The sequence below is a fragment of the Mesorhizobium sp. L103C105A0 genome, assembly GCF_000502215.1.
In the GTDB taxonomy this organism is placed as follows: Bacteria; Pseudomonadota; Alphaproteobacteria; order Rhizobiales; family Rhizobiaceae; genus Mesorhizobium.
This window is the reverse complement of the sequence record NZ_AYXF01000007.1, coordinates 1-23443: the sequence shown is the minus strand read 5'-3', so window position 1 is coordinate 23443 and position 23443 is coordinate 1. Positions and strand designations below refer to the sequence as shown.

The following is a 23443-nucleotide window of genomic DNA, read 5'->3' as shown; positions in this document are numbered from 1 at the left end:
AAGAGAAGGTTAATGACCGCAAAACGGGACGCCAAACGCGAGGACCTAAAAGGCAAGCTGATCGAGGCCGCGCAAGCGCGCATCCAGTCCTCGGGGCTCGCCGGTCTGCGTGCGCGCGACATCACGGCCGATGCCGGCTGCGCGCTGGGCGCGCTCTACACCGCCTTCGCCGACCTGGACGAGCTCATCCTGCATGTCAATTCGATCACGCTGGCAAGACTTGGGGCGGCGTTGGAACAAGAGGCGACCGCCGCCGCCGAGCCAAGGGCCAAGCTGAAGGCACTGGCCAAGGCCTATCTCGGCTTCGCCCGCGGCAATCGCATGGCGTGGAAGGCGCTGTTCGAGCATCGCATGGCGCCAGGCGTGGCGGTGCCCGGATGGCATCTGGCCGAACATGCCGTGCTGATCCAGCATCTGGTCGAGCCGCTGGCCCAGCTGCTCCCGGCGGCGGCAACGCCGGAGCTTTTGGCCCGCGCGCGCACGCTGTTCTCCGCCGTGCATGGGATCGTCACCATCTCGCTCGAAGACCGTTTCATTGGCCTGGCGTCCACCGATCTCGAAAGTGAGCTGCTGGGTTTCGTCGACACGCTGGTAAGCGGGCTGAAGGCGGAAAGAGAATGAGCTGCTGCGATCGGCTCTTGCTTCACGGCACTCTGCCCTTATGAAGATCGTGGCGGGGACTGGCCGGTTGATCCAGGCCGGCTGAGACTGTTGGGGATATCCGGTGACAATCGATCAGAACCGTCGGTTTCGACCCGAAATACAGGGGCTGCGCGGCTTGGCGGTCGCGCTTGTCGTGGTCTATCACATATGGCCGGATGTGCTGCCTGGCGGATATGTCGGCGTCGACGTCTTTTTCGTCATCTCTGGCTATCTGATCACGGGCCTGCTGGCGCAGATGGCGCTGCGCGGCGGCCGGATTTCACTGATCGAATTCTACTCGCGACGGGTGCGACGGTTGTTGCCGGCAGCAACCCTGGTGCTGCTGGTGGCATTGCTGGGCACGCTGCTTTTCATCTCAAAGGCGCGCTGGGAGGAAATAGGCAACCAGATCGTGGCGAGCGCTCTTTATGTCGAGAACTGGCGGCTGGCCTCGATTGCGGTCAGCTATCTCGAGGCCGACACCTTGCCGAGCCCGGTGCAACACTACTGGTCGCTTTCCATCGAAGAGCAGTTCTACATCGCCTGGCCGTTGGTGATGATCGGCGTGATCTGGCTGGCGCGCCGCCGTGACCTTCCGCTGAGGGCCTGCTTGATCGGGGCGTTGTCGCTCATTTTCGCGGCATCACTTGTTGCCTCTGTCGTTTTGACGGCGACGGATCCGGCCCAGGCCTATTTCGTCAGCCATACCCGCCTGTGGGAATTGGCGCTGGGTGGTCTGCTGGTGCTGACCGAACACCAGTTTCGACTGGCGGCACTCACTAGACAGTGGCTGGCGATCGCCGGCATCCTGGGCATCGTTGCGTCCGCCTTGCTGTTTTCCGCTGCAACTCCATTTCCCGGCGTCAGTGCGTTGTTGCCGACCTTGGCCACAGTGCTGGTCATCCTGGCTGGCGAGGTTGAAGTCGGCCGGTTTCGTGGGCTCGATTCGTTGCCACTTCGTTTCATCGGCGATCGCTCCTACTCGGTCTATCTATGGCATTGGCCGCTGATCACCATCTCCCAGGCGCAGGGTCATTCGCTGACCCTTGCCGGCGGTTTCGGCCTGATTGCGGCGACCCTGCTTCTATCGGATCTGTCCTATCGATATGTTGAGCAGCGCTACCGGCAAGCTCGGGGCGGCGCCTGGTGGAAGCCGCTGGGATACGGCACCGCGGCGGTTCTCACATGCGTGGCCGCATCCGGCAGCCTGCTGCTCTTTCTGAAGACCGAACGCATCGACACCGCGCTGATCGGCACGCCTTCCTACCCTGGGCCCGCCGCTCTCGTCTCCGGCGCCGTGGTCCCGGACGGTGTGAACCTTCTGCCGCCGCTGGCCCGGCTGAGGCGGGACGTGCCGGTCGTGTATGCAAGGAAGTGCCACCAGGAGGAAAGCTCGGAGCCCAAACGATGCTCTCTAGGCGATCCCACGGGTGCGAAAACAATGGTTCTGGTGGGAGATTCTCATGCAGCCCAGTGGGTGCCGGCACTGGACAAGATCGCAAAGGACCGCAACTTCAAACTGGTTACCTTTACAAAATCCGCCTGCCCATTCACCCGCGTGGCCATCACGGCGGATGGCAAACCCAACGTCTTATGCGCGCAGTGGCACGAAAAGGTGCTGGCCGAGATCCTAAAGCTGAAACCGGATCTGATCTTCACCAGCCAGTCCAATTACGGAGCGGTTCAGCAAGACGTGATGATCGAGGGGCTGCGAAGTCTCTGGGGCGGGCTGACGGACGCCGGCTCGCAAATCGTTGCCATCCGCAACACGCCCTATATGAAATTCGACCCGGGCGAATGCCTGAGTTCGACCCCAACGAAATGCGTCACCAAACTGAGCGATATTGAGCGGAGCAACGTGTTGGCGCTGGCCGCGGAAGGACAGAAAAATGTGCGCGCCATCGATATGCTCGATGCCATTTGCGGGCCGCAACTATGCCCGGCAGTTGTCGGCAACATCATCGTCTGGCGGGACAGTCATCATCTGACCGCCAGCTACTCGCTTGCCCTGGCGCCCTATCTCGCAGCGAAGGCGGGGCTTTGACGAGACGTCTCGGAACTTAGATGTGTCGACAGGCAGGAAAATTCCGCTGGTGGAGCTGAGGAGGATCGAACTCCTGACCTCGTCATTGCGAACGACGCGCTCTCCCAGCTGAGCTACAGCCCCGTCCAGCGGATGCGCATTTATCGAAGGCTGCGGTTTCCTGTCAAGGCGGGGTTTTGCCGAAATCCCTTGTGCCCGATGCTTGTAGGCGACCGGCCCTTGCCGGTTTCGCGCTCAATGGCTACATGTCGGCAACAATCGGAGACCGGCATGCTCGCCCTCATTCAAACAATCGTCATGGCGCTGGACCTGTACTGGTGGGTCATCATCGCCTCGGCGATCTTCTCCTGGCTCTATGCGTTCAACGTCGTCAACTCGCGCAATCAGTTTGTTGGCAGCATCGGCAACATGCTCTACCGGCTGACCGAGCCGGCGCTGCGGCCGATCCGTCGATTCATGCCCGACCTCGGCGGCGTCGACATTTCGCCGATCATCCTGCTTCTGCTCCTGTTCTTTCTCAGGCAGCTCATTCTCACCACGATAGCGCCGCTGGTCCTGTGAACCTGACGATGGCATGAGCGCGCCATTCCGCTTGCGCGCCGACGGCATCGACCTGTTTATCCGGCTGACGCCGAAGTCTTCCGTGGACAGGCTCGGAGGCGTGGAGACGATGGCCGACGGGCGCAGCCATTTGAAGGCGCGCGTGCGCGCCGTGCCGGAGAATGGCGCGGCCAATCAAGCATTGCAAAGACTTGTCGCCAAGGCGCTGGGAGTTCCCGCATCGGCGGTGTCGGTCGTTGCTGGCGGCACGGCGCGGCTGAAGACGGTGCGTGTGGTTGGCGAACCATCGACGCTGGTGAAGAGCATCGAGGCACTGGCCGCCGGATAATCCTCAATCCCCCAGCGGCAACTTTGGATCGTCGACCTTCAGCGTGTTCACGCTCTGCTTGATGCGGCGCAGGTTTTCGAGAACCCTTGGTCCGCGCGTCTCGGCCACCGAGGTGACGATCATGTCGATGATCGACAGCAGCGCATAGCGCGACGAGGTCGGCTTGTAGATGTTGCCGTCCTCCAGCGACTGGAACTGGATGACGGTATCGGCGGCCTTGGCCAGCGCTGATTCCGGCGGGGTTACGGCGATGGTGGTGGCGCCATATTGCTGGGCCACCTGCACGGCGTCGATCACCGAGCGCGCATAGCCGGACACCGAGAACGCGATCAGCGTCGTCTCCGATGTGGCGACCGCGGCATACATGCGCTGCAATTGCCCGTCGATCTGCGCCAGCACCGGCACGCCGAGCCGAAACAGCCGGTTCTGCATCTCGGTCGCCATCATCGAGGAAATGCCGCCGGAGCCGATGCACAGCACATTGCCCGAACTGACGATGCGCGCGGCCACGCCCACCAGCGTCTTCATGTCGAGGTTTTCGCTGGCGCGCTGGATGGCGGCGATTGCCGCTTCGGTGATGGCCGACGCAATGCGCTGCTCGCGCGCGTCGCGGTTCAGCGGCTCGGGCGACAGATACTGGCCGCCAATGGCAATCGCCTGCGCCAGGTAGAATTTGAAGTCGCGCAGACCCTCGCAGCCGAGATTGCGGCAGAAGCGGGTGACCGTCGGCTCGCTGACGCCGACGCGCGCGGCAATCTCGGAGATTGCCGCCTTGGAGGCGAAGTCGAGATCGGTCAGCACGAGGCCGGCCAGGCGGCGGTCCGATTTGGTGCCGTCCTGCGACATCAGTTGCAGCCGCGTGATGATGTCGGCCGGCGTTTTCATTTCTGGGTTGTCGTCTTCATCGTGGTATTTTCGTTTTCATGCCGGCGCTCATAGCGGCAGGCCTGTCGCCGTGTCGAACAGATGGATGTTGCCCGGCGCTACCGAGACCGGCAGCAGTTCACCCGGCTTGACCTGGATCCGGTCGCGGAACACGGCGCGCACCGTGTCGGCACCGATCGCACCATAGACATGGGTTTCCGAGCCGGTCGGCTCGACGACATCGACCTTGATCGCCAGGGCGTCGACAGCCTCGCCGATGACGAAGTGTTCGGGCCGTATGCCGGCCTCGACCGTGCTGCCAGCCGGCACCGTCTTGCTGCCGAGCGCCAGTCGCCCTCCGCCGGCCGATTCGAACCAGCTTTTCTCGGGCGTCGTCTTCAGGGCGCCGGAGACAAAACTCATCGACGGCGAGCCGATAAAGGAGGCGACGAATTTGTTGGCGGGACGGTCGTAGAGCTCCAGCGGTGCGCCGACCTGCTGGATCTTGCCGCGGTCCATCACCACGATGCGGTCGGCCATGGTCATGGCCTCGATCTGGTCGTGGGTGACATAGACGATGGTCGATTTCAGCCGCTGGTGCAGCGCCTTGATCTCGGTGCGCATCTGCACGCGCAATTGCGCGTCGAGATTGCTGAGCGGCTCGTCGAACAGGAACACCGAGGGTTCGCGCACGATGGCGCGGCCCATGGCGACGCGCTGGCGCTGGCCGCCCGACAGTTCCCGGGGATAGCGGTCGAGATAGGAGAACAGGTTGAGGACGCCAGAGGCCTTTTTCACCTTGGCGTCGATTGCCGTGCGGCTTTCGCCGCGGATCTTTGGGCCAAAGCCGATATTGTCGGCCGCTTTCAGGTGCGGAAACAGCGCATAGGACTGGAAGACCATCGCGATGTTACGCTGCTGTGGCGGCAAATCGTTGGCGCGCACGCCGCCGATCAAGAGGTCGCCTGCGGTGATCGGCTCCAGCCCGGCCAGCATGCGCAGCAAGGTCGACTTGCCGCAGCCGGAAGGGCCGACCAGCACGACGAACTCGCCGCTCTTGATGTCGAGGCTGATGTTTTCGAGGATCTTGTGGCGTCCGAAAGATTTCGACAGGTCGCGGAACTCGACATCGGTCATGGTCAGGCTCCCAATATGTCGTCGATGAAGGGCAGGAAGCCGGCGGTCAGTCCGGCGTCGACCGGCACCACCGCGCCGGTTATCCCCGATGCGCGATCCGAAACAAGGAAGGCCACCGCTTCGGCCACTTCCGTGGCGTCGACGATGCGGCCGAGCGGATAGAGCCGCTTGAGCTTGCCGAGAACATCCGGGTTCTTGGCCAGCCGATGGTCCCATGCGGCGGTGCGGATCGAGCCGGGGCAGACGACATTGGCGCGCAGCCCGTTGCGGCCGAGTTCCACAGCGACCGCTTTGGCATAGGCATTGATGCCGGCCTTGGCCGCGGCATAGGCCGGGTTGCCGAAGTGGGCGATGGCGTTGACGGAAGAGATGAAGACGACGCTGCCCGAACCGCGCGCGGCCATTGCCTTGATCAGCGGATCGGCGAACAGCATCACCCCGGTCAGATTGAGGTCGAGTTCATGCGTGATCTTGTCGGGGGTCAGCGCTGCAAGAGTCTCGGCGCGCGTCCAGCCGGCATTGTTGATCAGGATGTCGGGCACGCCGTCTTTCTCGAGGATCGCCGTGATCGCGGCATCGGTGGAGATCCGGTCGAGAAGGTCGAAGACGTGGCGCGACGCCAGATGCGGACTGCCGAGCTGGTCTTGCGACTGGTCGCAGCCGACGACGCGCGCGCCTCGTTCGGCCAGCAGCGCCACAATAGCCGAGCCGAGCCCGCCGCCGGCGCCGGTCACCAGCACGGTCTTGCCTGCGAATTCGGCCGTTGAAACCACGCTGCGCGCCTCCCTGGGATCTACGATAATCGGAAAACGCTATTTTAAGAAATGTAATTAAGCAACAGGATAATCCGCTTGCACAGCGCGAAATCATGGATAATGTAGGAAAGTCACATAAAGCCGTGGCCGCCTCAAAGCCGCAAGAGTGCAGACGCAATCAAATGGGAGAGATCGAATGAAGCTTGCAAAATGGACTGTCGGCGTGATGGCCGGAATGAGCCTGCTCGCCCTGGCCGCGCAGGCAGATGCCGGCGAGGTGCGCGTAACCGTCGCCGAATACAGCGCCAAGACCGGCCCGTATTTCGAAGCGGTGAAAAAGGAATTCGAGGCAGCCAACCCGGGTATCACCGTCAAGTTCGAAGTTGTGCCGTGGGACGTGCTGCTGCAGAAGCTGACCACCGACATCACGGCCGGTACCAATGCCGACCTGTCGATCATCGGCACCCGCTGGCTGATCGATTTCGTCCAGCAGGATGTCGCCGAGCCGCTCGACGCCTACATCAAGCCAGACTTCAAGGACCGCTTCATCGACACCTTCCTGTCGCCGTCGATCATGGAGGGCAAGACCTATGGCCTGCCGATCGCGGCCTCGGCGCGCGCCATGTACTACAACAAGGAATTGTTCGAGAAGGCCGGAATCGCCAACCCGCCGGCAACCTGGACCGAGTTGCAGGAGGATGCGCGCAAGATCAAGGCACTGGGCACCGGCACGTTCGGCTTCGGCCTGCAGGGCAAGGAGATCGAGACCGACGTCTATTATTATTATGCGATGTGGTCGCAAGGCACCGAGATTCTCAACAAGGATGGCACGTCGGGCCTCGGCACGCCGGGCGCGCTCGAAGCCGCCAAGCTCTACAAGTCGATGATCGACGAAGGCCTGACGGAACCCGGCGTCACCTCCAACAACCGCGAGGACGTCCAGAACCTGTTCAAGCAGGGCAAGGTCGGCATGATGATCACCGCGCCCTTCCTGTCCAACCAGATCAAGGACGAGGCGCCGAACCTGAAATACGGCGTGGCCGCTATCCCCGCCGGACCGACCGGCGCGCGCGGCACGTACGGCGTCACCGATTCCATCATCATGTTCAAGAATTCCAAGAACAAGGATGAGGCCTGGAAGCTGCTCGACTTCCTGTTCACCACCGAACAGCGCGCCAAGTTCACGCAAGGGGAAGGCTTCCTGCCGGTGAACAAGGAAGAGGCCAAGATGGACTATTACGTCAACAATGCCGATCTGGCAGCGTTCACCGCGCTGCTGCCCGACGCCCGCTTTGCGCCGGTCATCCCCGGCTGGGAAGAAGTCGCCCAGATCACCTCGGATGCCATGCAGAAGATCTATCTCGGCGGCGACCCCGAGGCAGGCTTGAAGGAAGCGGCTGCCAAGGCCAACGCCGTGATCAAGAAATAGGGCGTATCTCCCTGCGCCCGGCGCGCCCCTGAGATCGGGGCGCGCCACACTTTCCTCTCCCTCCGGAGGGGGAGAGGTGGCTCGGCGAAGCCGAGACGGAGTGGGGGAACCACCTGGCAACCGCCGCGAACGGACATAGGAAGGGCAATAGGGGCAAACATCACCTCGCCTTGCGCCCCAAGGGTCGACCCCCCGAGCTTCGCTCGACACCTCTCCCCTGATCGACGGGGGAGAGGAAAGGCATTCTTCTGAAGCGCTGCTAAAGACCGATATGCAAGATTGATCCGAGCTGGCGTGCCAGCGCCACAGAACCACGGTACAAAACCGGCCGATGCAAAATCGCTTCTTGCCCTATCTGCTGACCTTGCCCAGCCTGTTGCTGGCGGCGGTCGTCATCTTCTGGCCGGTCTGGGACCTGATCCAGATCTCGACGCATGACGTCAGCCGCTTCGGCCAGCTACGCGACTTCAACGATTTCGCCAATTATTCAGCCTTCCTCGCCGATCCCGATTTCCTGGCGGCACTCTGGCGCACCGGCCTGTGGACGTTGCTGGTGGTCGGCGGCGCGCTGCTGTTGTCGGTGCCGGTGGCGATGATCCTCAACACCGATTTCTACGGCCGCGGCATTGCCCGCGTCATCATCATGCTGCCCTGGGCGGTGTCGCTGACGATGACGGCGGTGGTCTGGCGCTGGGCGCTCAACGGTGAAAGCGGCATGCTGAACTCGGCGCTGATCGGGCTCGGCCTGATCCATGAAAACATCCAGTGGCTGGCGCGCGCCGAGACGGCATTCCCGATGCAGGTGCTGATTGGCATATTGGTGACGGTACCGTTCACCACGACCATCTTCCTCGGCGGCCTGTCGTCGATCCCCGACGACCTCTACGAGGCGGCGGCCCTGGAGGGGGCGACGCCGCTGCAGCAGTTCCGCGAGATCACCTTTCCGCTGCTGAAGCCGTTCATCAACATCGCCATCGTGCTCAACACCATCTACGTCTTCAATTCCTTCCCGATCATCTGGGTGATGACGCAGGGCGGGCCGGCCAACTCGACCGACATATTGGTCACCCATCTCTACAAGCTGGCCTTCCGCATCGGCAAACTGGGTGAAGCATCGGCGGTGTCGCTGCTGATGTTCGCCATCCTTTTGATCTTCACCATGATCTATGTGCGGCTTGCCATGCGGGAGCAGCGCACATGACGCCCAAGCTGAAGCGTACGATCATCGCCTGGCTGCTGCTTTCGCCGCTGCTCGTGGTGACGATCTTCCCCTTCGCGGTAATGTTTTTGACCGCGGTCAAGCCGCGGCAGGAGGTGCTGTCGCCGACCTGGTGGCCAAGCGAATTCCACTGGTCGAATTTTGCCGACATGTGGGTGGCGACCGGCTTTGGCCAGGCGCTGGCCAATTCGCTCTATGTCTCTGTTATCGCCACCGTCGGCGCCATCCTGATCTCGGTGCCGGCCGCCTATGCCATGTCGCGGTTTCGCTTTGCCGGCTATGGCGCCTTCCGCCAGTTCCTGCTGATCTCGCAGATGATCTCGCCGATCGTGCTGGTGCTCGGCCTGTTCCGGCTGATGGCGGCCTGGGGTCTGATCGAATCCACGACCGCGCTCGGCGTCATCTACATGGCTTTCAACGTCGCCTTCACCGTGTGGATGCTGCAAAGCTATTTCGACACCATCCCGCGCGATCTCGAGGAAGCAGCGTGGATGGAAGGCGCCGGCCGATGGCTGACCTTGCGAAAAGTGTTTCTGCCGCTTTGCCTGCCGGCAATAGCGGTGACCGCCATCTTCACCTTCATCAACGCATGGAATGAGTTCGTCGTTGCGCTCACAATGCTGCGCAGCCAGGAAAGTTACACGCTGCCTATCCAGGTGTTCTCGCTGGTCGCCGGCCGCTACACGATCGAATGGCACCATGTAATGGCGGCGACGCTGCTGGCGACGCTGCCGGTGGCAATCCTGTTCATGTGGCTGCAGCGCTATCTCGTCCGCGGGCTGGCGCTCGGGGCGGTCAAATAACGGCGCCATTCACAACGGAGCTTTCATGCGCATCTTCACCGCCTCGCTGGCGACCGAAACCAACACCTTCTCGCCGGTGCCGACCGACCGGGCGTCGTTCGAGATGGCGTTCTATGCCGGGCCGGGCAAGCATCCAGACACGCCGACCTTGTGCTCCTCGCCGATGGTCGCGCTGCGCCGGCGTGCGGCTGCCGAAGGGCTGACCGTCATCGAAGGCACCGCCACCTGGGCGGAGCCGGGCGGGCTGGTGCAGCGGCAGACCTATGAGTCGTTGCGCGACGAGATTCTCGGCCAGTTGAAGGCAGCCTTGCCGGTCGACGCCGTCATCCTCGGCCTGCACGGCGCCATGGTGGCGCAAGGCTATGACGATTGCGAAGGCGATCTGCTGGAACGGGTTCGCGCAATCGTCGGGCCCGACGTGGTGATCGCGGTCGAGCTCGACCCGCACAGTCATCTGACCCCAAAGCGCGTCGCGGCATGCAATGTCATGGCCTATTTCCTCGAATTCCCGCACACCGACTTCTATGAGCGCGGCGAACATGTCGTCGAGCTTGGATTGGCGGCGGCGCGCGACGAGATCAAGCCGGTGATCTCGACGTTCGACTGCCGCATGATCCAGGTGCTGCCGACCAGCCGCGAGCCGATGCGCTCCTTCGTCGACCGCATCAAGGCGCTGCACGGCAAGGACGGCGTGCTGTCGGTCTCGGTCATCCATGGCTTCATGGCCGCGGACGTGCCGGAAATGGGCACGCGCATCCTGGTCGTCACTGACAATGACAAGGCCAAGGGCGATGCGCTGGCGGAGAGGCTAGGGCACGAGCTTTACGCCATCCGCGAAAGGACGGCGATGACGATGCTGAACACCGAGGACGGCATCGCGCGGGCACTGGCCGTGCGCAAGGAAAATCCCGGCAAGCCGGTTGTGATTGCCGACATCTGGGACAATCCCGGCGGTGGCGTCGCCGGCGACGGTACGGTCGTGCTGCGCGCCATGCTGGAACAGGGCGTGGACAATTTTGGCGTGGCGACGATCTGGGACCCGATCGCTGTCACCTTTTGCCAGGCGGCAGGCGAAGGCGCCGTCATCGACCTGCGCTTCGGCGGCAAGGCCGGGCCGCTGGCCGGCGAACCGATCGATGCGCGCGTCAAGGTGTTGAAAGCCGTCCCCGAGGGCTGGCAGAGCTTCGGGCCGAGCCGGGTGACGCTCGGACCGACGGCGCTGGTGCGGCTCGAAGGCACCGAAATCGACATCATCCTCAACACCAACCGCACGCAGACCTTCGAGCCGGATGTCTTCTCCAACATCGGTGTCGATCCGTTGTCGAAGGACATATTGCTGATCAAGTCAACCAACCATTTCTACGCCGGCTTTGAACCGATCGCGGCGGAGATCATCTATGTCTCGGCGCCGAGCTCGTATCCGAGCAATCCGGCGGTGACGGATTACAGGAAGCTGACGCGGCCGGTGTGGCCACGGGTGGCGGATCCTTGGCGCTGGTGATCTCCCCCTCGAGGGGGGAGATAAGGCGGCGCTATAGCAATCCCCGCTTCACCATCATCGCTTCCGGCGAAGGCATCTTGCCGCGGAACGCCGTGTACAGCTCCTCCGGATCCTTCGACCCGCCAGCGGCATAGATATTCTTCCGAAGCCGTTCCGCCAGCGCCGGGTTGAAGGGATCGCCGGTCTCCTCGAAGGCGGCGAAGGCGTCGGCGTCGAGCACTTCCGACCACATGTAGGAATAGTAGCCGGCTGAATAACCGTCGCCGGAGAAGATATGGCCGAAATGCGGGGTGCGATGACGCATGGCGATGGTGTCGGGCATATCAAGCTTTTCCAGCGTTTCGGCTTCGAAACGCAGCGGTTCCGCCGGCGCATCCGGCCGCGCGTGATACGCCATGTCGATCAGCGCCGACGCTGTGAACTCGACCGTGGCGAAACCGGCGCCGAACGTGCGGGCGGCCAGCATCTTGTCGAGCAGCGACTTCGGCATCGGCTTGCCGGTCTTAACATGCAGCGCATGCTTTTCCAGCACTGCGGGCACCGTCAGCCAGTGCTCGTAGAGCTGCGAAGGCAGTTCGACGAAATCGCGGGAAACCGAGGTGCCCGCCACCGACGGCCAGGTGACGTCGGTCAGCATGCCGTGCAAAGCATGGCCGAACTCGTGGAACAGGGTCTTGGCCTCATCGACCGACAACAGCGCTGCTTCCCCGGCCGGCGGCTTGGCGAAGTTCATGATATTGTAGATCACCGGCTTGGAGCCATCGCCAAGCTTGTAGCCCGACTTCAGCGCGCTCATCCACGCGCCGGAGCGCTTCGAGGACCGGGCGAAATAGTCGGCGAGGAACAGGCCGCGCTCGCTGCCATCGGCGTTCTTCACCACGAAGACGCGCGCGTCGGGATGCCAGGCGGCGATGCCCTTCTTCTCCTCGAAAGTGATGCCGAACAGTTTTGTGGCGACGTCGAAGCAGGCGTCGATGATGCGGTCGAGTTGCAGATAGGGTTTCAGTTCCGCCTCGTCGAAGGCGAATTTTTCGGCGCGCAATTTCTCCTGGTAGAAGCGCCAGTCCCAGGCGGCGAATTTTTCGTTGCTGCCTGCCTTGGTCGCCAGCCGCTCCAGCTCCTTCTGGTCGGCGGCGGCCTTCTCCAGCGCTTTCTCCCAGACCGGGTCGAGGAGGTCGTGCACCGCCTTCGGCGTCTTGGCCATGGTGTCGTCGAGTTTCAGCGCGGCGAACGAGGCATAGCCTAGCAGCCTGGCCTTTTCGGCGCGCAGTTTCAGCATGTCGCGCACCACTGCGGTGTTGTCGCTGGCGCCGCCATTCTGGCCGCGCATGGTGAAAGCGCGGAAGGCGCTCTCGCGCAGGTCGCGGCGTTCGGAGAAGGTCGTGAACGGCTCATAGATAGAGCGCGACAAGGTGACTGCGTAGCGGCCTTTCTGGCCGCGCGTCTCGGCGGCTTCGGCCATCGAACTCTTCACGAAGTCCGGCAGGCCCGCAAGATCAGCCTCGTCGAGGAAAAGCGCCCAGTCGCGCTCGTCGGCCAGCACGTTCTGGCCGAAGGTCGTGCCGAGCGAGGACAGCTCCTCGCTGATGTTGGCCAGCCGCTTCTTGCCGTCGGCGTCGAGTTTTGCGCCCGATCGCACAAAGCCTTTCCAGGTCTTCTCCAGCACCCGCAGCGTCTCGGCGTCGAGTTTGAGCGTCTCACGGCGCTGGTAGAGATCGTCGACGCGGGCAAACAATTTCTCGTTCATCGAGATCGCCGAGAAATGCCTCGACATTTTTGGCGAGATATCGCGCTCCAGCGCCTGGATCGCATCGTTGGTGTGGGCGCCGGCCCGGCACCAGAAGATCGACGAGACATGGTCGAGCGGCTCACCGGCGAGCTCGAGGGCTGCCAGCGTATTCTCGATGGTCGGCGCATCCTTGTTGCCGGCGATCGCATCGATTTCGGCCTCATGTGCCTTCAGCGCCGCGTCGAACACCGAGGAGAAATCGTCGTCGCCGATGCTGGCAAAATCCGGCAGGCCGAGCGGCCCTTGCCATTTGGTCAGCGGATGGGCGGCGAGATCGACGGTTTTCGTGGACGGCATGGGGGATCTTTCGATGATTGGCGGAGCTTGCTGACCGATGTAGGGCGATGACTGGCGCGGCGCAACAGCGCGGCCGTTCAAGCCCGCGTCAGAAGCCGTCGCAATTTTCCGCGATCGCCGCTTGCGAACTGGCGGTGATGCGGTTGCCGGTGACGGCGAACGTCTCCTGCATCAGCATGTCATTGTTGGGGAAATCATAGCAGGCGATGACAGTTGTGACGCCGGCCTCGCTCTTTTCGACGCGATGCCGGATTGCGGCTCCGGCGACCGCGCCCTTCCATTCGTCGATCGACGCGATGAACTCCTGCTTCGACTGTACGACGCCGAGATCGTCGAGCTTGATGCGGACATCGTCGGCGAGCAGGTCCGACAATTCGGTGCGATCGGCGACCAGCAGCGCCGAATACCAGCGGTCGATAATGGCGCCGTCATCGGAGCGGGCAGGGACGAGCGAAATCAGCAGCGCCGCTACGGCGAAAGCGATCGCAGGCCAAACCCGCATTCTTGCCTCCTCTTATTTGACCATGCCCTTATCCGAAAACCGGTTCCCACTTTTCGGGATCATGGGTCTACGTCAAATCCGGCCGCTCGAAGTCGCCGGTGTCCTTGTTCATCACCCAGAGCTCGCCGGTCGAGATGTCGAACCAGGCGCCATGCAGCGACAGCCGCCCCTTGCCTTCGAGGATGGAGACGCAAGGGAAGGTCCTGAGATTGGCGATCGAATAGCGGATGGAAATCCGCTCCAGCGCCGTCTGCCGTTCGGTTGTCGTCATGAACGTGCTGGACGAAACGGTTTCGGCCGCCGGCGCGATCAGGCTCATCCATTTGCCGATGAAGTCGCCGGGCGACAGCGGCGCCGAATTGGTGTCGAGCGCGGCGCGGATGCCGCCGCAGCGGCCATGGCCCATCACCACGATGTTTTTCACCTTCAGGCTCTGCACGGCGAATTCGAGCGCGGCCGAGGTCGAGTGGAACTCGCCGTCCGGCGCATAGGGCGGCACCAGATTGCCGACATTGCGCAGGACGAACAGTTCGCCCGGACCGGCGTCGAAGATCGCCTCGGGGGCAGAGCGGGAATCGCAGCAGGCAACGATCATGGTTTCGGGCGCCTGCCCCTCGCGGGCAAGCTCGCGATAGCGTCCGCTCTCGGTGAGATAGCGGCCATTCATGAAGTTGCGGTAGCCGGTCCAAAGATGTTCGGGGAGATGGGGCATGGGCTAGGGATGAAGCCTTTCGGGGTTAGCGACGGCAGCTCATTTCAAGTTAGAAAGGCTCTAACGGCAAATGCCCGTCGCGGGCAATGCCGAATTGCGGATGGCTTCGTCGCAAATCGCCATGCCGCACGCATGGCGCCGCTTGCCTCACGCCCAGATCGCCAGGGGAATGCCGAAACGGTCGGCAAGCGGCGGGTCGGGAAACGGCGTTGCCTCCCCGCCGGCAATGCGTCCGGCAATCAGCATCATCGCTGCGGCGTCGAGGAAATCGTCGGCGGCAGCACCGCGTTGCGGCGGCTGGTCAAGGAAAGCTCTGGTATAGCCGTGCCGGCAGAGCAGTGCCTTGCGTTCTTCCATCCCGGCCGGATTGACGGCGCCCTTGATCTTCTTCGGCAGTGTCATCGGTTTTTCGCCGTTCAGCCGGCAGAAGGCCACTTCGGGATGCGATTCGAAGACGCGGCGGCGCAGTTGCGGACGTGCGATCAGCAGCGCGTCGATCTCGCGTATCTTGGCAAAGATGCCGAAGGCCTGGATCGAGACGCCGCGTGGCGGATCGGAGGTCGCCTTGGCCACCTCGCTGGCGCGCCGATGTGCCTCATACCAGGCCTCGACCGTGGTGAAGCCGCTGGTGTCGGCGTAGAGGGCCGGGCGGGACGGGATAGAGAAGACGCTGGATTGCCGTGCTCCGAGCATTGGCCGTACCAAGGTCTCCGGCCCGCGCCCGCCTCTTGCAGGCCGATCGGCATGTCGACGACCACTGTCGCATCGGCGGGCAAGGCGTCGAGCAGGGTCGCAAAGCTGGGAAAGACGCGGACTGACGGCGCGGCATCCAGATCGCGGCGGACGGCGATCCAGCCGGCCTTGCAGCCGTCGACGCCGACGACCACGGTCGAGGTCACGCCCGGCGGTCCCGCCCCGGATGCGTGAGGTGGCGCAGTTGCACCATCGCCATCGGATGCGACAGGCTCTGGGCATCGGTTTCAAGCTGCAACTCGTCGCCGCCACGCTTGGCGGTTCGCGCCAGGATTTCGTAGACGGCGGCGGTGGTCGATTGCAGCGCCTTGATCGGCGGCTGCCCCGACAGGATGCGGGCGAGGTAGACGGCCGCAGTCAGGTCACCGAGGCCATTCGGCGGCTTGTCGATGAGGCGGTGTTCGGCCAGCAGCGCCTGGGTGCCGTCAAGCAGCAGATTGCCGGTGCCGCCGGTCATCATCGACTGTGCCGACGTCACCAGCATTGTTGACGGTCCGGCATGGAGGGCGGCCGAGATCACCGATTTCAGATCGGGCAAAGGCGCGCCGGCCATCCACTCCAGCTCATAGCGGTTGGGGGTGGCGATGTCGGCGATCGGCATCAGCCGGTCGCGCATCGCGGCGGCCGTCGGCTCGGGCACATAGAGCCCGCCGGAATCGCCCATCACCGGATCGCATATATAAATCGCGTCCGGCGTCTTGGCCTTGACCGCCGCAACCAGCGAGGCGACGGCCTCGGCCTGGCCGGCCTCGCCAAGATAGCCCGACAGCACCGCGCCGACCTCACCCAGCCAGGGCGCGCGCTCGAGATCGGCCATCAGCGCCTTGAACTGGTCGAGCGGCGGCACGATGCGCGTGGCGCGGCCATGGCCCGGATGCCAGGGCAAGATGACCGTCGGTACCGCCCACACGGGAAAGCCCAGCGTCTCCAGCGCAAACACGGCGGCGCGGTTGCCGACCGAGCCGCGGGCGACATGGCTGGAAATGACGATGACCGCGCGCGGCGCGTCGGCTTTTTCGCGGTTCATGGAAAATCCTAGATACGGATAATTTTTCGTTGAATCGTCATCCTGATCTATCTCTTTGGTTGGAGGATGATCTCCGGACAAAACGGTTCCCGTTTGTCCGAGAAAACCGGTTCCCACTTTTCAGGATCATGCTCTAGCTGCCCCGGGAGACGTAGTACACGAGCCAGATCAAAAGGCCGAGGGCGACGATGAGCCCAAGTGCGCGACCGATGCGGGTGCCCCAGACCTCGATCGGATCGGATCGGTCGGCCTCCGCTGCGGTAACATGATCGCGCGCGCCTTTCGCTGCCCGTGACACCAGCGATGCGCCGCCAAGGCCGCCCTCGTTCGCCACGCGCTCGATAATGCGGCGCGATTCGCTGTCATCGTCGTGGCGTTCCGCCATGATCCTGTCCTGTTTGCCGGCAACCATACCGTGTTCGCGCGATCAATCACAGGGCCTCGCCGGCGCATGAATGCGCGCCAGGAATGCGCGCCAGCGGCAGACATTTTCTTGAGCGCGGATTGTGCTAATGCTTCGCATGCAACTTCTGTCGAGGGACCTCACCATGTTTGCCCAGCGCCTTGCCTTCCCTTTCCGCAGTCTGCCGGCCGTGCTGATGATGGCCGTCGTGCTGCCTCTGCTCGCCGGCTGCGGCTTCAACACCATCCCGACGGCGGAGGAAAACGCCAAGGCGGCATGGAGCGAGGTGCTGAACCAGTATCAGCGTCGGTCCGACCTCATTCCCAATTTGGTCGAGACGGTGAAGGGCTATGCCTCGCATGAAAAGGACACGCTCGATGCGGTGGTCGAAGCGCGCGCCAAGGCGACGCAGATCACGGTGACGCCGGAAACGCTGAAGGACCCCGAAGCGCTCAAGAAGTTCCAGGATGCGCAATCAGGGCTGACCAGCGCGCTGTCGCGGCTGATCGCGGTGTCGGAGGCCTATCCCGACCTCAAGGCCAACCAGAATTTCCTGGCGCTGCAGGCGCAACTCGAAGGCACCGAGAACCGTATCGCCGTGGCGCGGCGCGACTACATCCTGGCGGTCAAGGATTACAATCTGACGCTGAGGACCTTTCCGTCGGTGCTATGGGCAACCTTCTGGTTCCGCAGCAACGAGCCCTTCGCCAACTTCACCGTCGAAGAAGACAAGATGCAGCCGCCGAAGGTCGATTTCGGCACGAAGCAGGGCGGGTGATGACGTCTGGGTGAGCTTGGCCTTTGCCAGCCTTGCGTTCCTTCACACCCCCCTCTGTCCTGCCGGACATCTCCCCCTCAAGGGGGGAGATCAGCTGTCTTCTGTCCTTGCGCCAAATATCAGCGTTGCCGGCTGAGCGTCGGCAGCGAGATTGCCAATCTCCCCCCTCGAGGGGGAGATGTCCGGCAGGACAGAGGGGGACGCGAAGGAACGCCAACCTTGGTGTTCTTCTCGCCTTTCTGGCCGTCTTCCTGCCCCTCACCGCCTTCGCCGCCGACCTCCCCGCGCTGACCGGCCGCGTCGTCGATAACGCCGGCATTATCGACGCGGGAACCAAAGCCGCGCTCACCCAGAAACTCGCCGACTTCGAGACAAAAGGCTCCGACCAGATCGTCGTCGCCACCATCCCCAGCCTCGACGGCGAGGAGATCGAGCCTTACGCCAACCGGCTGTTTCGCTTCTGGAAGCTCGGCCAGGCCAAGGAAAATAACGGCGTGCTGCTGCTGGTGGCGCCGAACGACCGCAAGATGCGCATCGAGGTCGGCTATGGGCTGGAAGGCACGCTGACCGATTTGCACACCAAGCTGATCATCGAAAACGACATGGTGCCGGCGTTCCGCGCCGGCGATTTCTCCGGGGGCATTTCCAAGGCCGTCGACGACATGGTGATGGTGCTGGAAGGCAATCCGGAGGAATTGGAGGCGCGCGGCGAGCGCAACCAGAAGCCGCCCATCAATACCGACAATCTGTTCTTCGGCGTCTTCATCAGCATCTGGGCAATCATCTTCTTCGGCAGCATGGCCGCCTCCATCCTGCCGCCGATCTTCGGCCAAAAACTCGGTCCCGGCCGCTATCGCTGGCTCGGCATGACATTCGAGCCGGGCCGGCGGTCGTCCAGCGGCGGCTGGTCTTCGGGCGGGGGCGGCTGGTCGTCGGGTTCAAGCGGTGGTGGCGGCTTTTCCGGCGGCGGCGGTTCGTCCGGCGGCGGCGGCTCCTCGGGAAGCTGGTGACGAGATGACAACACGCATCGCCAATCCCTGGCATGGCCGCTTCGCCACGATGACCGGCGCTGCCTTGCTGGTCTTGCTCGTCAGCTTCCCGGCGCTGGCGGCGGAACTGCCCGCCCTCACCGGTCGTGTCGTCGACAATGCAGGCATCATCGATGCCGCGACCGAGGCGGCGCTCACCCAAAGACTGGCCGATTTCGAGACCAAAGGCTCCGACCAGATCGTCGTCGCGACGGTTCCCAGCCTCGACGGCGAGGAGATCGAGCCTTACGCCACCCGGCTGTTCAACGCTTGGAAGCTCGGCCAGAAGGCCAAGAACAATGGCGTGCTTCTGCTGGTGGCCGTGAACGACCGCAAGATGCGCATCGAGGTCGGCTACGGGCTGGAAGCCACGCTCACCAACCAGCACGCCACACGGATCATTGAAGGCATGGTGCCGGCCTTCCGCGCCGGGGATTTCTCCGGCGGTATTTCCAAAGCGGTCGACGACATGATCATGGTGATTGAGGACAGTCATGGTGGTTGAGGGGAACTGGTGACGGCATGACAGTACGCGTCTTCAATCCGCCAAGACCTGGCCGCGCAGCCGCGACGATCGGCATCGCGCTGTTGACGATGCTCACCATGCTGTTTGTAGCTTTGGCGGCAGACCTGCCGGCACTCACCGGGCGGGTGGTCGACAATGCCGGTATTATCGACGCCGCGACCAAGGCGGCACTGACGCAGAAGCTCGCGGATTTCGAGACCAAAGGCTCCGACCAGATCGTCGTCGCCACGATCAACAGCCTCGACGGCGAGGAGATCGAACCCTACGCCAACCGGCTGTTCCGCTTTTGGAAACTCGGGCAGGCCGGCGAAAACAACGGCGTGCTTCTGCTGGTGGCCAAGAACGACCACAAGATGCGCATCGAGGTCGGCTACGGGCTGGAAGGCACGCTGACCGACCTGCACACCAAACTGATCATCGAAAACGACATGGTGCCGGCGTTCCGCGCCGGTGATTTCTCCGGCGGCATTTCCAAGGCCGTCGACGACATGGTCATGGTGCTGGAAGGCAACCCGGAAGAGCTGGAGGCGCGCGGCAAGCGCAACCCGGCCGACCGCAGCACGCCCATCGATCCCGTCGTCGCGGTCTTCCTGATCCTGTGGGCGGCGATGTTCTTCGGCGGCCTGGCGATGGCCTTCCTGCCGCCGATCTTCGGCACCAAGCTGTCGCCGGGCGTGTATAAATGGCTGGGCATGACCTTTCGCTACGGCCAGGGGCCGAGCGGATCGTCCTCGGGCTCCAGCAGCTGGACAACAAGTTCGTCGTCGGGCAGCGGATGGTCATCGGGAAGTTCGGGCAGCAGCTGGTCTTCGGGCTCAAGCAGCGGCGGCGGGTTTTCAGGCGGCGGCGGTTCGTCCGGCGGTGGCGGGTCTTCAGGGTGCTGGTGAGAGAAGATGGCAACACGACCGATCAGCCCGCAGGACCATGAGCGCATCGCCACCGCGATCCGCGCGGCCGAGGCCAAAACCGACGGCGAGATCTACTGCGTCGTTGCGCATGCCAGCGACGGCTATTTCTTTCCCGCCGCCTTCATGGCGACATCAGGCATGCTGATTGCCAGCCTCGCCGTCGCCTATGGGCTGGAAACCTGGTGGCTGTCGATCCGGCTGCCGCATTTCGTCATTGTCCAACTGTCGGCACTGGCCTCGGTGTTGGTGCTTTTGTGGGCGCAGCCTGGCTTGCGTATCCACATGGTGCCGCGCCGACAGCGTTATCAGGCGGCACATGACAATGCGCTCAGGCAGTTCCTCGCCCGCAATGTCCACCGCACCACGGCGCGCACCGGCGTGCTGGTCTTCGTGTCGATCGCCGAGCGTTATGCCGAAGTGGTCGCCGATTCCGGCATCGACAGCAAGGTCGGCCAGCATGTCTGGGACGGCGTGGTGCGCGATCTCCTGCAGCATGCCGGCGACGACCAACTCGCCGACGGCTTCGTCAAGGCGGTCGGGCAGGTCGGCGCGGTGCTGGCCGAGCATTTCCCGGTGACGTCGGGCGACGCCAATGAACTGGACGATCATCTCGTCGAGATCTGAAGAGCCAGCACGCGTTACCCGGACGGGCGCCTGACCGCGCCGGCTGGGCGCGTTTTCCAGGCAGGCTTTGCCCATTGTCAGCAGTGTCGCGATCGGCTCTGAGAAAGCGGTCGGCGGGCTGACCTCGACTCTTGCAAATGGCCGATGCGGGTTTATGGTTAACAAATCATGAATACGCTGAGCATCGACATCAGGAAAGCCGAACCGCGCGACGCTGGCGCCATTGCCGACGTGCACCAGCAAGCTTGGGAGGGCGCCTATTCCGGCATCATCCCGCATCGCTCGCTGACCTCGATGATCAACCGCCGCGGCGCCGACTGGTGGGCCAACGCCATCCGCCGCGCCGCCACCGTTCTGGTGGTCGAGATCGGCGGCACCATTGCCGGCTATGCCACGATCGGCAAGAATCGCGCCCGCGAGCTGAAGCAACAGGGCGAAATCTACGAACTTTACCTGCGTCCGGAATATCAGGGCATCGGCCTCGGCAGCCGGCTGTTCAAGGCGGCGCGGGCGCGGCTTGCCGACCACGGGCTGAAAGGCATGGTGGTGTGGGCGCTGGAAGACAACCAGAACGCACTTTCCTTCTATGCCGGCGCGGGTGGCCGCGACGTCGCCGAAGGCGTCGAGATTTTCGAGCAGAGGGCGCTCAAGAAGGTCGCCTTCGTCTGGGAATGACCGGCCTCGGTTACAAATCATCATAAACTGTGCGCTTCCGTTAGCGCTTCGCACCAATCGCCGCATTGCACCATGCCGCGCCGCCCGCTATCGATCTTGGACATCGAGAGAGGGATTTAAGCATGCGTATCGAAGCCATTGCCATCGGAAAGAACCCGCCCGAGGACATCAACGTCATCATCGAGGTGCCGATCGGTGGCGAGCCGATCAAGTACGAGATGGACAAGGAGGCCGGCACGCTGTTCGTCGACCGTTTCCTGCACACCTCGATGCGCTACCCCGGCAACTACGGTTTCGTGCCGCACACGCTGTCGGGCGACGGCGACCCGATCGACGTTCTGGTCTGCAACACCCGCGCGCTGGTGCCGGGCTGCGTCATCAATGTGCGACCGATCGGCGTGCTGGTGATGGAAGACAATGCCGGCCAGGACGAGAAGGTCATTGCCGTGCCGTCGCCGAAGCTGACGCTGCGCTACGAAAACGTCACCGAATACACCCAACTGCCCGAGATCACCCGCGACCAGGTCCAGCACTTCTTCGAGCACTACAAGGATCTCGAGCCCGGCAAATGGGTCAAGATCGAAGGCTGGCACGATTCCAAATACGCCAAGAAGATGATCGTCGACGCGATCGCACGGGCGAAGGCGGCGAAGTAGCGCCGAGAGAGGCCTGCGTCTCGTTCAAGTAAGCGGCAAACGCCAGCGCGAGGCACCCCCCTCTGGCCTGCCGGCCATCTCTCCCTCAAGGGGGAAGATCGGATGTCGCAACGGCTTTCGTCAATTTTCAGCGCCGAAAGAAAAAGCGCCGCCAGCGAAGCTGCCAATCTCCCCCCTTGAGGGGGAGATGCCCGGCAGGGCAGAGGGGGGTGCCTTGCACCCACGTGGCTAGTTATCCACCCTGCCAAAAGCCGGGACGTTGCCGATGACGGTGTGCTTGTCATTGCCACAGGCGAAACTCTTCGCCTTTTCGTCCGCCAGCTTGCGCGCCTGGTCGTTGGCCTGAGGGTTGCCGGTGGCGAGCACGAGGCCGATGGTGCAGCCGTCGCGGGCTTCCATCTGGGCGACCTTGGCGACGAGCAGCACTTCGGTCGGCTTGTTCTCATCCTCGGGATTGCTGATCGAGCGGCGGTGGATGACGGCGAAGGGAACGGCAACGTCGCCCTTGGTCTCGATGCGCCATTCGACCTTGGCGCCGGACGAGTTGAGGCCGGAAAAGCTCTCCCAGACCGAGGTCATCTCGCCGCCGGGCGGAAACCCGTAAAACAGCGATTCACGCGCATCGTCATAGGCGATCAGCACGGGATAGCCGCGATAGCCGGAGCAGGCGAGTTCGGCCCAGTCGCCATCGCCTTCCTCGGCCTGCGCATAGGTCACGCAATCCTTTTGCGAGTCGAGGTCGGTGTAGACGCTGGATATGCCATCGGCATGGGCTGCCTGGCAGAGGGCGGCGAGGGCGAATGGAACAAGCAGCAGGGTTCGCATGCGGACGTCTCCCGTGAAGTTCGTCCCAGCCTATCGCCAAATCTGCGGCCGGCCTAGCGTGCCAATCTCAACGTTGGCGCCGCCCCACATCGCCCTGCCGGCCGGCCGCGCCGCTGGCGACTCCCTTGCAGCGGTGGCAATTGGCGAAATCGGTAATGAGAGCGTCCCTCGCCCGGTTTACGGCATAGGCGCTAAGATAGCTTTGGCATGGACTGAAACTTGCGCTTTCGTGGTGGTTCGCGCCAGCGATATCGCAAGGCATGGAGATTTTGGCGCAGGGCCGCCAAGGAAGGTTGAGTAAAGATGGTCGCGATCAGAGAGGCGACGATCTGGCGGGTNGAGATTTTGGCGCAGGGCCGCCAAGGAAGGTTGAGTAAAGATGGTCGCGATCAGAGAGGCGACGATCTGGCGGGTTGCGCGCCACAGCAGCGGGCGCCCGTCGCTCAAGGGGGAGAGACACCAACTCCTGCGAGAGGGGTTCGGTCACAAGCGCGATGAGGAAGTGTGCAAGGATCCAAGGCTTTGCGATCCTTGGGTCCTTGGCGGGAGGAGAGCGCAGCCCGATCAGGCTCTTCAGTCGCTTGAAGGCGAGTTCGATGCGCCAGCGCATGCGGTAGAGCTTGAGGACCGTATCGGCGGGAAACTCCTCCCGGTCAA

General features: G+C 63.2%; 24 protein-coding genes, 1 tRNA gene and 2 pseudogenes. 15 read left to right on the top strand and 12 right to left on the bottom strand.

The window, feature by feature from the left end; all coding sequences use genetic code 11:
* The first annotated feature begins 12 nt into the window (after nucleotides 1-12).
* Complete coding sequence (locus X727_RS144975; RefSeq protein ID WP_023834658.1) at nucleotides 13-621, top strand: TetR/AcrR family transcriptional regulator; 609 nt, start codon at nucleotides 13-15, stop codon at nucleotides 619-621.
* Between the two features lie 103 nt (nucleotides 622-724).
* On the top strand, nucleotides 725-2686 hold the full coding sequence (locus X727_RS144980; RefSeq protein ID WP_023834657.1) for an acyltransferase family protein: 1962 nt from the start codon (nucleotides 725-727) through the stop codon (nucleotides 2684-2686).
* 47 nt (nucleotides 2687-2733) lie between these two features.
* On the opposite strand, the gene X727_RS144985 is transcribed toward X727_RS144980, so the two are convergent.
* Nucleotides 2734-2809: transfer RNA gene (locus X727_RS144985), tRNA-Ala, on the bottom strand.
* Nucleotides 2810-2956: 147 nt separating this feature from the next.
* Here X727_RS144985 and X727_RS144990 point away from each other — a divergent pair.
* Nucleotides 2957-3247 carry a YggT family protein gene (locus X727_RS144990; protein WP_023668602.1) on the top strand — a complete coding sequence of 97 codons (291 nt, stop codon included), beginning with the start codon at nucleotides 2957-2959 and terminating at the stop codon, nucleotides 3245-3247.
* Nucleotides 3248-3260: 13 nt separating this feature from the next.
* Nucleotides 3261-3575: a DUF167 family protein gene (locus tag X727_RS144995; protein WP_023834656.1), complete on the top strand. Its 315-nt coding sequence runs from the start codon at nucleotides 3261-3263 to the stop codon at nucleotides 3573-3575.
* A gap of 3 nt (nucleotides 3576-3578) precedes the next feature.
* Here X727_RS144995 and X727_RS145000 read toward each other — a convergent pair whose 3' ends face one another.
* The 3 genes from X727_RS145000 to X727_RS145010 are packed head-to-tail and all read right to left on the bottom strand — an operon-like array spanning nucleotide 3579 to nucleotide 6349.
* Nucleotides 3579-4460 (bottom strand): MurR/RpiR family transcriptional regulator, encoded by an 882-nt coding sequence (locus tag X727_RS145000; protein WP_023704979.1) that lies wholly within the window; start codon nucleotides 4458-4460, stop codon nucleotides 3579-3581.
* 48 nt (nucleotides 4461-4508) lie between these two features.
* The gene (gene ugpC / locus X727_RS145005; protein ID WP_023824321.1) at nucleotides 4509-5576 is read right to left on the bottom strand and encodes a sn-glycerol-3-phosphate ABC transporter ATP-binding protein UgpC; all 1068 of its coding nucleotides are present in this window, start codon (nucleotides 5574-5576) and stop codon (nucleotides 4509-4511) included.
* Between the two features lie 2 nt (nucleotides 5577-5578).
* Complete coding sequence (locus X727_RS145010; protein WP_023688835.1) at nucleotides 5579-6349, bottom strand: SDR family oxidoreductase; 771 nt, start codon at nucleotides 6347-6349, stop codon at nucleotides 5579-5581.
* A gap of 178 nt (nucleotides 6350-6527) precedes the next feature.
* Between X727_RS145010 and X727_RS145015 the strand changes: the two genes are divergently transcribed.
* The 4 genes from X727_RS145015 (at nucleotide 6528) to X727_RS145030 (ending at nucleotide 11283) form a co-directional block, all read left to right on the top strand.
* The gene (locus tag X727_RS145015; RefSeq protein ID WP_023736814.1) at nucleotides 6528-7760 is read left to right on the top strand and encodes a sugar ABC transporter substrate-binding protein; all 1233 of its coding nucleotides are present in this window, start codon (nucleotides 6528-6530) and stop codon (nucleotides 7758-7760) included.
* Between the two features lie 331 nt (nucleotides 7761-8091).
* Entirely contained in the window at nucleotides 8092-8961 is an 870-nt protein-coding gene (locus X727_RS145020; RefSeq protein WP_023681441.1) for a sugar ABC transporter permease, read from the top strand.
* Complete coding sequence (locus X727_RS145025; protein WP_023834655.1) at nucleotides 8958-9782, top strand: carbohydrate ABC transporter permease; 825 nt, start codon at nucleotides 8958-8960, stop codon at nucleotides 9780-9782. Before X727_RS145020 ends, X727_RS145025 begins: the two co-directional genes overlap by 4 nt.
* Nucleotides 9783-9807: 25 nt before the next feature.
* Nucleotides 9808-11283 carry a M81 family metallopeptidase gene (locus X727_RS145030; protein WP_023688837.1) on the top strand — a complete coding sequence of 492 codons (1476 nt, stop codon included), beginning with the start codon at nucleotides 9808-9810 and terminating at the stop codon, nucleotides 11281-11283.
* A 31-nt stretch (nucleotides 11284-11314) separates the two neighbouring features.
* Here X727_RS145030 and X727_RS145035 read toward each other — a convergent pair whose 3' ends face one another.
* The 6 genes and pseudogenes from X727_RS145035 to X727_RS145055 form a co-directional block, all read right to left on the bottom strand.
* Nucleotides 11315-13369 (bottom strand): M3 family metallopeptidase, encoded by a 2055-nt coding sequence (locus X727_RS145035; protein WP_023688838.1) that lies wholly within the window; start codon nucleotides 13367-13369, stop codon nucleotides 11315-11317.
* An 88-nt stretch (nucleotides 13370-13457) separates the two neighbouring features.
* Nucleotides 13458-13871: a hypothetical protein gene (locus X727_RS145040; RefSeq protein ID WP_023688839.1), complete on the bottom strand. Its 414-nt coding sequence runs from the start codon at nucleotides 13869-13871 to the stop codon at nucleotides 13458-13460.
* 67 nt (nucleotides 13872-13938) lie between these two features.
* The gene (locus X727_RS145045) at nucleotides 13939-14583 is read right to left on the bottom strand and encodes a carbonic anhydrase (RefSeq protein WP_023668613.1); all 645 of its coding nucleotides are present in this window, start codon (nucleotides 14581-14583) and stop codon (nucleotides 13939-13941) included.
* A 147-nt stretch (nucleotides 14584-14730) separates the two neighbouring features.
* A pseudogene (locus tag X727_RS01000000164910) lies at nucleotides 14731-15482 on the bottom strand (DUF429 domain-containing protein).
* The gene (pdxY, locus tag X727_RS145050; RefSeq protein WP_023688841.1) at nucleotides 15479-16363 is read right to left on the bottom strand and encodes a pyridoxal kinase PdxY; all 885 of its coding nucleotides are present in this window, start codon (nucleotides 16361-16363) and stop codon (nucleotides 15479-15481) included. Before pdxY ends, X727_RS01000000164910 begins: the two are co-directional and overlap by 4 nt.
* 133 nt (nucleotides 16364-16496) lie before the next feature.
* Entirely contained in the window at nucleotides 16497-16748 is a 252-nt protein-coding gene (locus X727_RS145055) for a hypothetical protein (protein WP_023693217.1), read from the bottom strand.
* 163 nt (nucleotides 16749-16911) lie between these two features.
* Here X727_RS145055 and X727_RS145060 point away from each other — a divergent pair, with 163 nt between their 5' ends.
* The 7 genes and pseudogenes from X727_RS145060 to ppa all read left to right on the top strand — a co-directional run bounded on the left by X727_RS145060 (nucleotide 16912) and on the right by ppa (nucleotide 21961).
* Nucleotides 16912-17544 (top strand): LemA family protein, encoded by a 633-nt coding sequence (locus X727_RS145060; protein ID WP_023681434.1) that lies wholly within the window; start codon nucleotides 16912-16914, stop codon nucleotides 17542-17544.
* 239 nt (nucleotides 17545-17783) lie between these two features.
* On the top strand, nucleotides 17784-18554 hold the full coding sequence (locus tag X727_RS145065; protein WP_196813610.1) for a YgcG family protein: 771 nt from the start codon (nucleotides 17784-17786) through the stop codon (nucleotides 18552-18554).
* Nucleotides 18555-18603: 49 nt separating this feature from the next.
* Nucleotides 18604-19059, top strand: a pseudogene (locus tag X727_RS145070) (YgcG family protein); the annotation flags it as partial.
* Between the two features lie 35 nt (nucleotides 19060-19094).
* Nucleotides 19095-19985 (top strand): YgcG family protein, encoded by an 891-nt coding sequence (locus tag X727_RS145075; protein ID WP_023834653.1) that lies wholly within the window; start codon nucleotides 19095-19097, stop codon nucleotides 19983-19985.
* A gap of 6 nt (nucleotides 19986-19991) precedes the next feature.
* Nucleotides 19992-20630 carry a TPM domain-containing protein gene (locus X727_RS145080; RefSeq protein ID WP_023834652.1) on the top strand — a complete coding sequence of 213 codons (639 nt, stop codon included), beginning with the start codon at nucleotides 19992-19994 and terminating at the stop codon, nucleotides 20628-20630.
* A 168-nt stretch (nucleotides 20631-20798) separates the two neighbouring features.
* On the top strand, nucleotides 20799-21305 hold the full coding sequence (locus X727_RS145085; protein WP_023668622.1) for a GNAT family N-acetyltransferase: 507 nt from the start codon (nucleotides 20799-20801) through the stop codon (nucleotides 21303-21305).
* Nucleotides 21306-21427: 122 nt separating this feature from the next.
* On the top strand, nucleotides 21428-21961 hold the full coding sequence (gene ppa, locus X727_RS145090) for an inorganic diphosphatase (RefSeq protein ID WP_023668623.1): 534 nt from the start codon (nucleotides 21428-21430) through the stop codon (nucleotides 21959-21961).
* Nucleotides 21962-22189: 228 nt separating this feature from the next.
* Here the strand turns inward: ppa and X727_RS145095 are convergent, their stop codons facing one another.
* A complete protein-coding gene (locus X727_RS145095) occupies nucleotides 22190-22786 on the bottom strand; it encodes a hypothetical protein (protein ID WP_023834651.1) in 597 nt (198 codons plus the stop codon).
* A gap of 313 nt (nucleotides 22787-23099) precedes the next feature.
* Nucleotides 23100-23443 (bottom strand): transposase (locus X727_RS1000000166735; protein ID WP_155923595.1); only part of this gene is annotated, 344 nt, incomplete at its 5' end.

Coding starts and splice junctions, on each gene's coding strand:
- X727_RS144975 (WP_023834658.1), top strand. CDS start 13: ATGACCGCAAAACGGGACGCCAAACGCGAGGACCTAAAAGGCAAGCTG.
- X727_RS144990 (WP_023668602.1), top strand. CDS start 2,957: ATGCTCGCCCTCATTCAAACAATCGTCATGGCGCTGGACCTGTACTGG.
- X727_RS144995 (WP_023834656.1), top strand. CDS start 3,261: ATGAGCGCGCCATTCCGCTTGCGCGCCGACGGCATCGACCTGTTTATC.
- X727_RS145000 (WP_023704979.1), bottom strand. CDS start 4,460: ATGAAAACGCCGGCCGACATCATCACGCGGCTGCAACTGATGTCGCAG.
- ugpC (WP_023824321.1), bottom strand. CDS start 5,576: ATGACCGATGTCGAGTTCCGCGACCTGTCGAAATCTTTCGGACGCCAC.
- X727_RS145015 (WP_023736814.1), top strand. CDS start 6,528: ATGAAGCTTGCAAAATGGACTGTCGGCGTGATGGCCGGAATGAGCCTG.
- X727_RS145020 (WP_023681441.1), top strand. CDS start 8,092: ATGCAAAATCGCTTCTTGCCCTATCTGCTGACCTTGCCCAGCCTGTTG.
- X727_RS145025 (WP_023834655.1), top strand. CDS start 8,958: ATGACGCCCAAGCTGAAGCGTACGATCATCGCCTGGCTGCTGCTTTCG.
- X727_RS145030 (WP_023688837.1), top strand. CDS start 9,808: ATGCGCATCTTCACCGCCTCGCTGGCGACCGAAACCAACACCTTCTCG.
- X727_RS145035 (WP_023688838.1), bottom strand. CDS start 13,369: ATGCCGTCCACGAAAACCGTCGATCTCGCCGCCCATCCGCTGACCAAA.
- X727_RS145040 (WP_023688839.1), bottom strand. CDS start 13,871: ATGCGGGTTTGGCCTGCGATCGCTTTCGCCGTAGCGGCGCTGCTGATT.
- X727_RS145045 (WP_023668613.1), bottom strand. CDS start 14,583: ATGCCCCATCTCCCCGAACATCTTTGGACCGGCTACCGCAACTTCATG.
- pdxY (WP_023688841.1), bottom strand. CDS start 16,363: ATGAACCGCGAAAAAGCCGACGCGCCGCGCGCGGTCATCGTCATTTCC.
- X727_RS145055 (WP_023693217.1), bottom strand. CDS start 16,748: ATGGCGGAACGCCACGACGATGACAGCGAATCGCGCCGCATTATCGAG.
- X727_RS145060 (WP_023681434.1), top strand. CDS start 16,912: ATGTTTGCCCAGCGCCTTGCCTTCCCTTTCCGCAGTCTGCCGGCCGTG.
- X727_RS145075 (WP_023834653.1), top strand. CDS start 19,095: ATGACAGTACGCGTCTTCAATCCGCCAAGACCTGGCCGCGCAGCCGCG.
- X727_RS145080 (WP_023834652.1), top strand. CDS start 19,992: ATGGCAACACGACCGATCAGCCCGCAGGACCATGAGCGCATCGCCACC.
- X727_RS145085 (WP_023668622.1), top strand. CDS start 20,799: ATGAATACGCTGAGCATCGACATCAGGAAAGCCGAACCGCGCGACGCT.
- ppa (WP_023668623.1), top strand. CDS start 21,428: ATGCGTATCGAAGCCATTGCCATCGGAAAGAACCCGCCCGAGGACATC.
- X727_RS145095 (WP_023834651.1), bottom strand. CDS start 22,786: ATGCGAACCCTGCTGCTTGTTCCATTCGCCCTCGCCGCCCTCTGCCAG.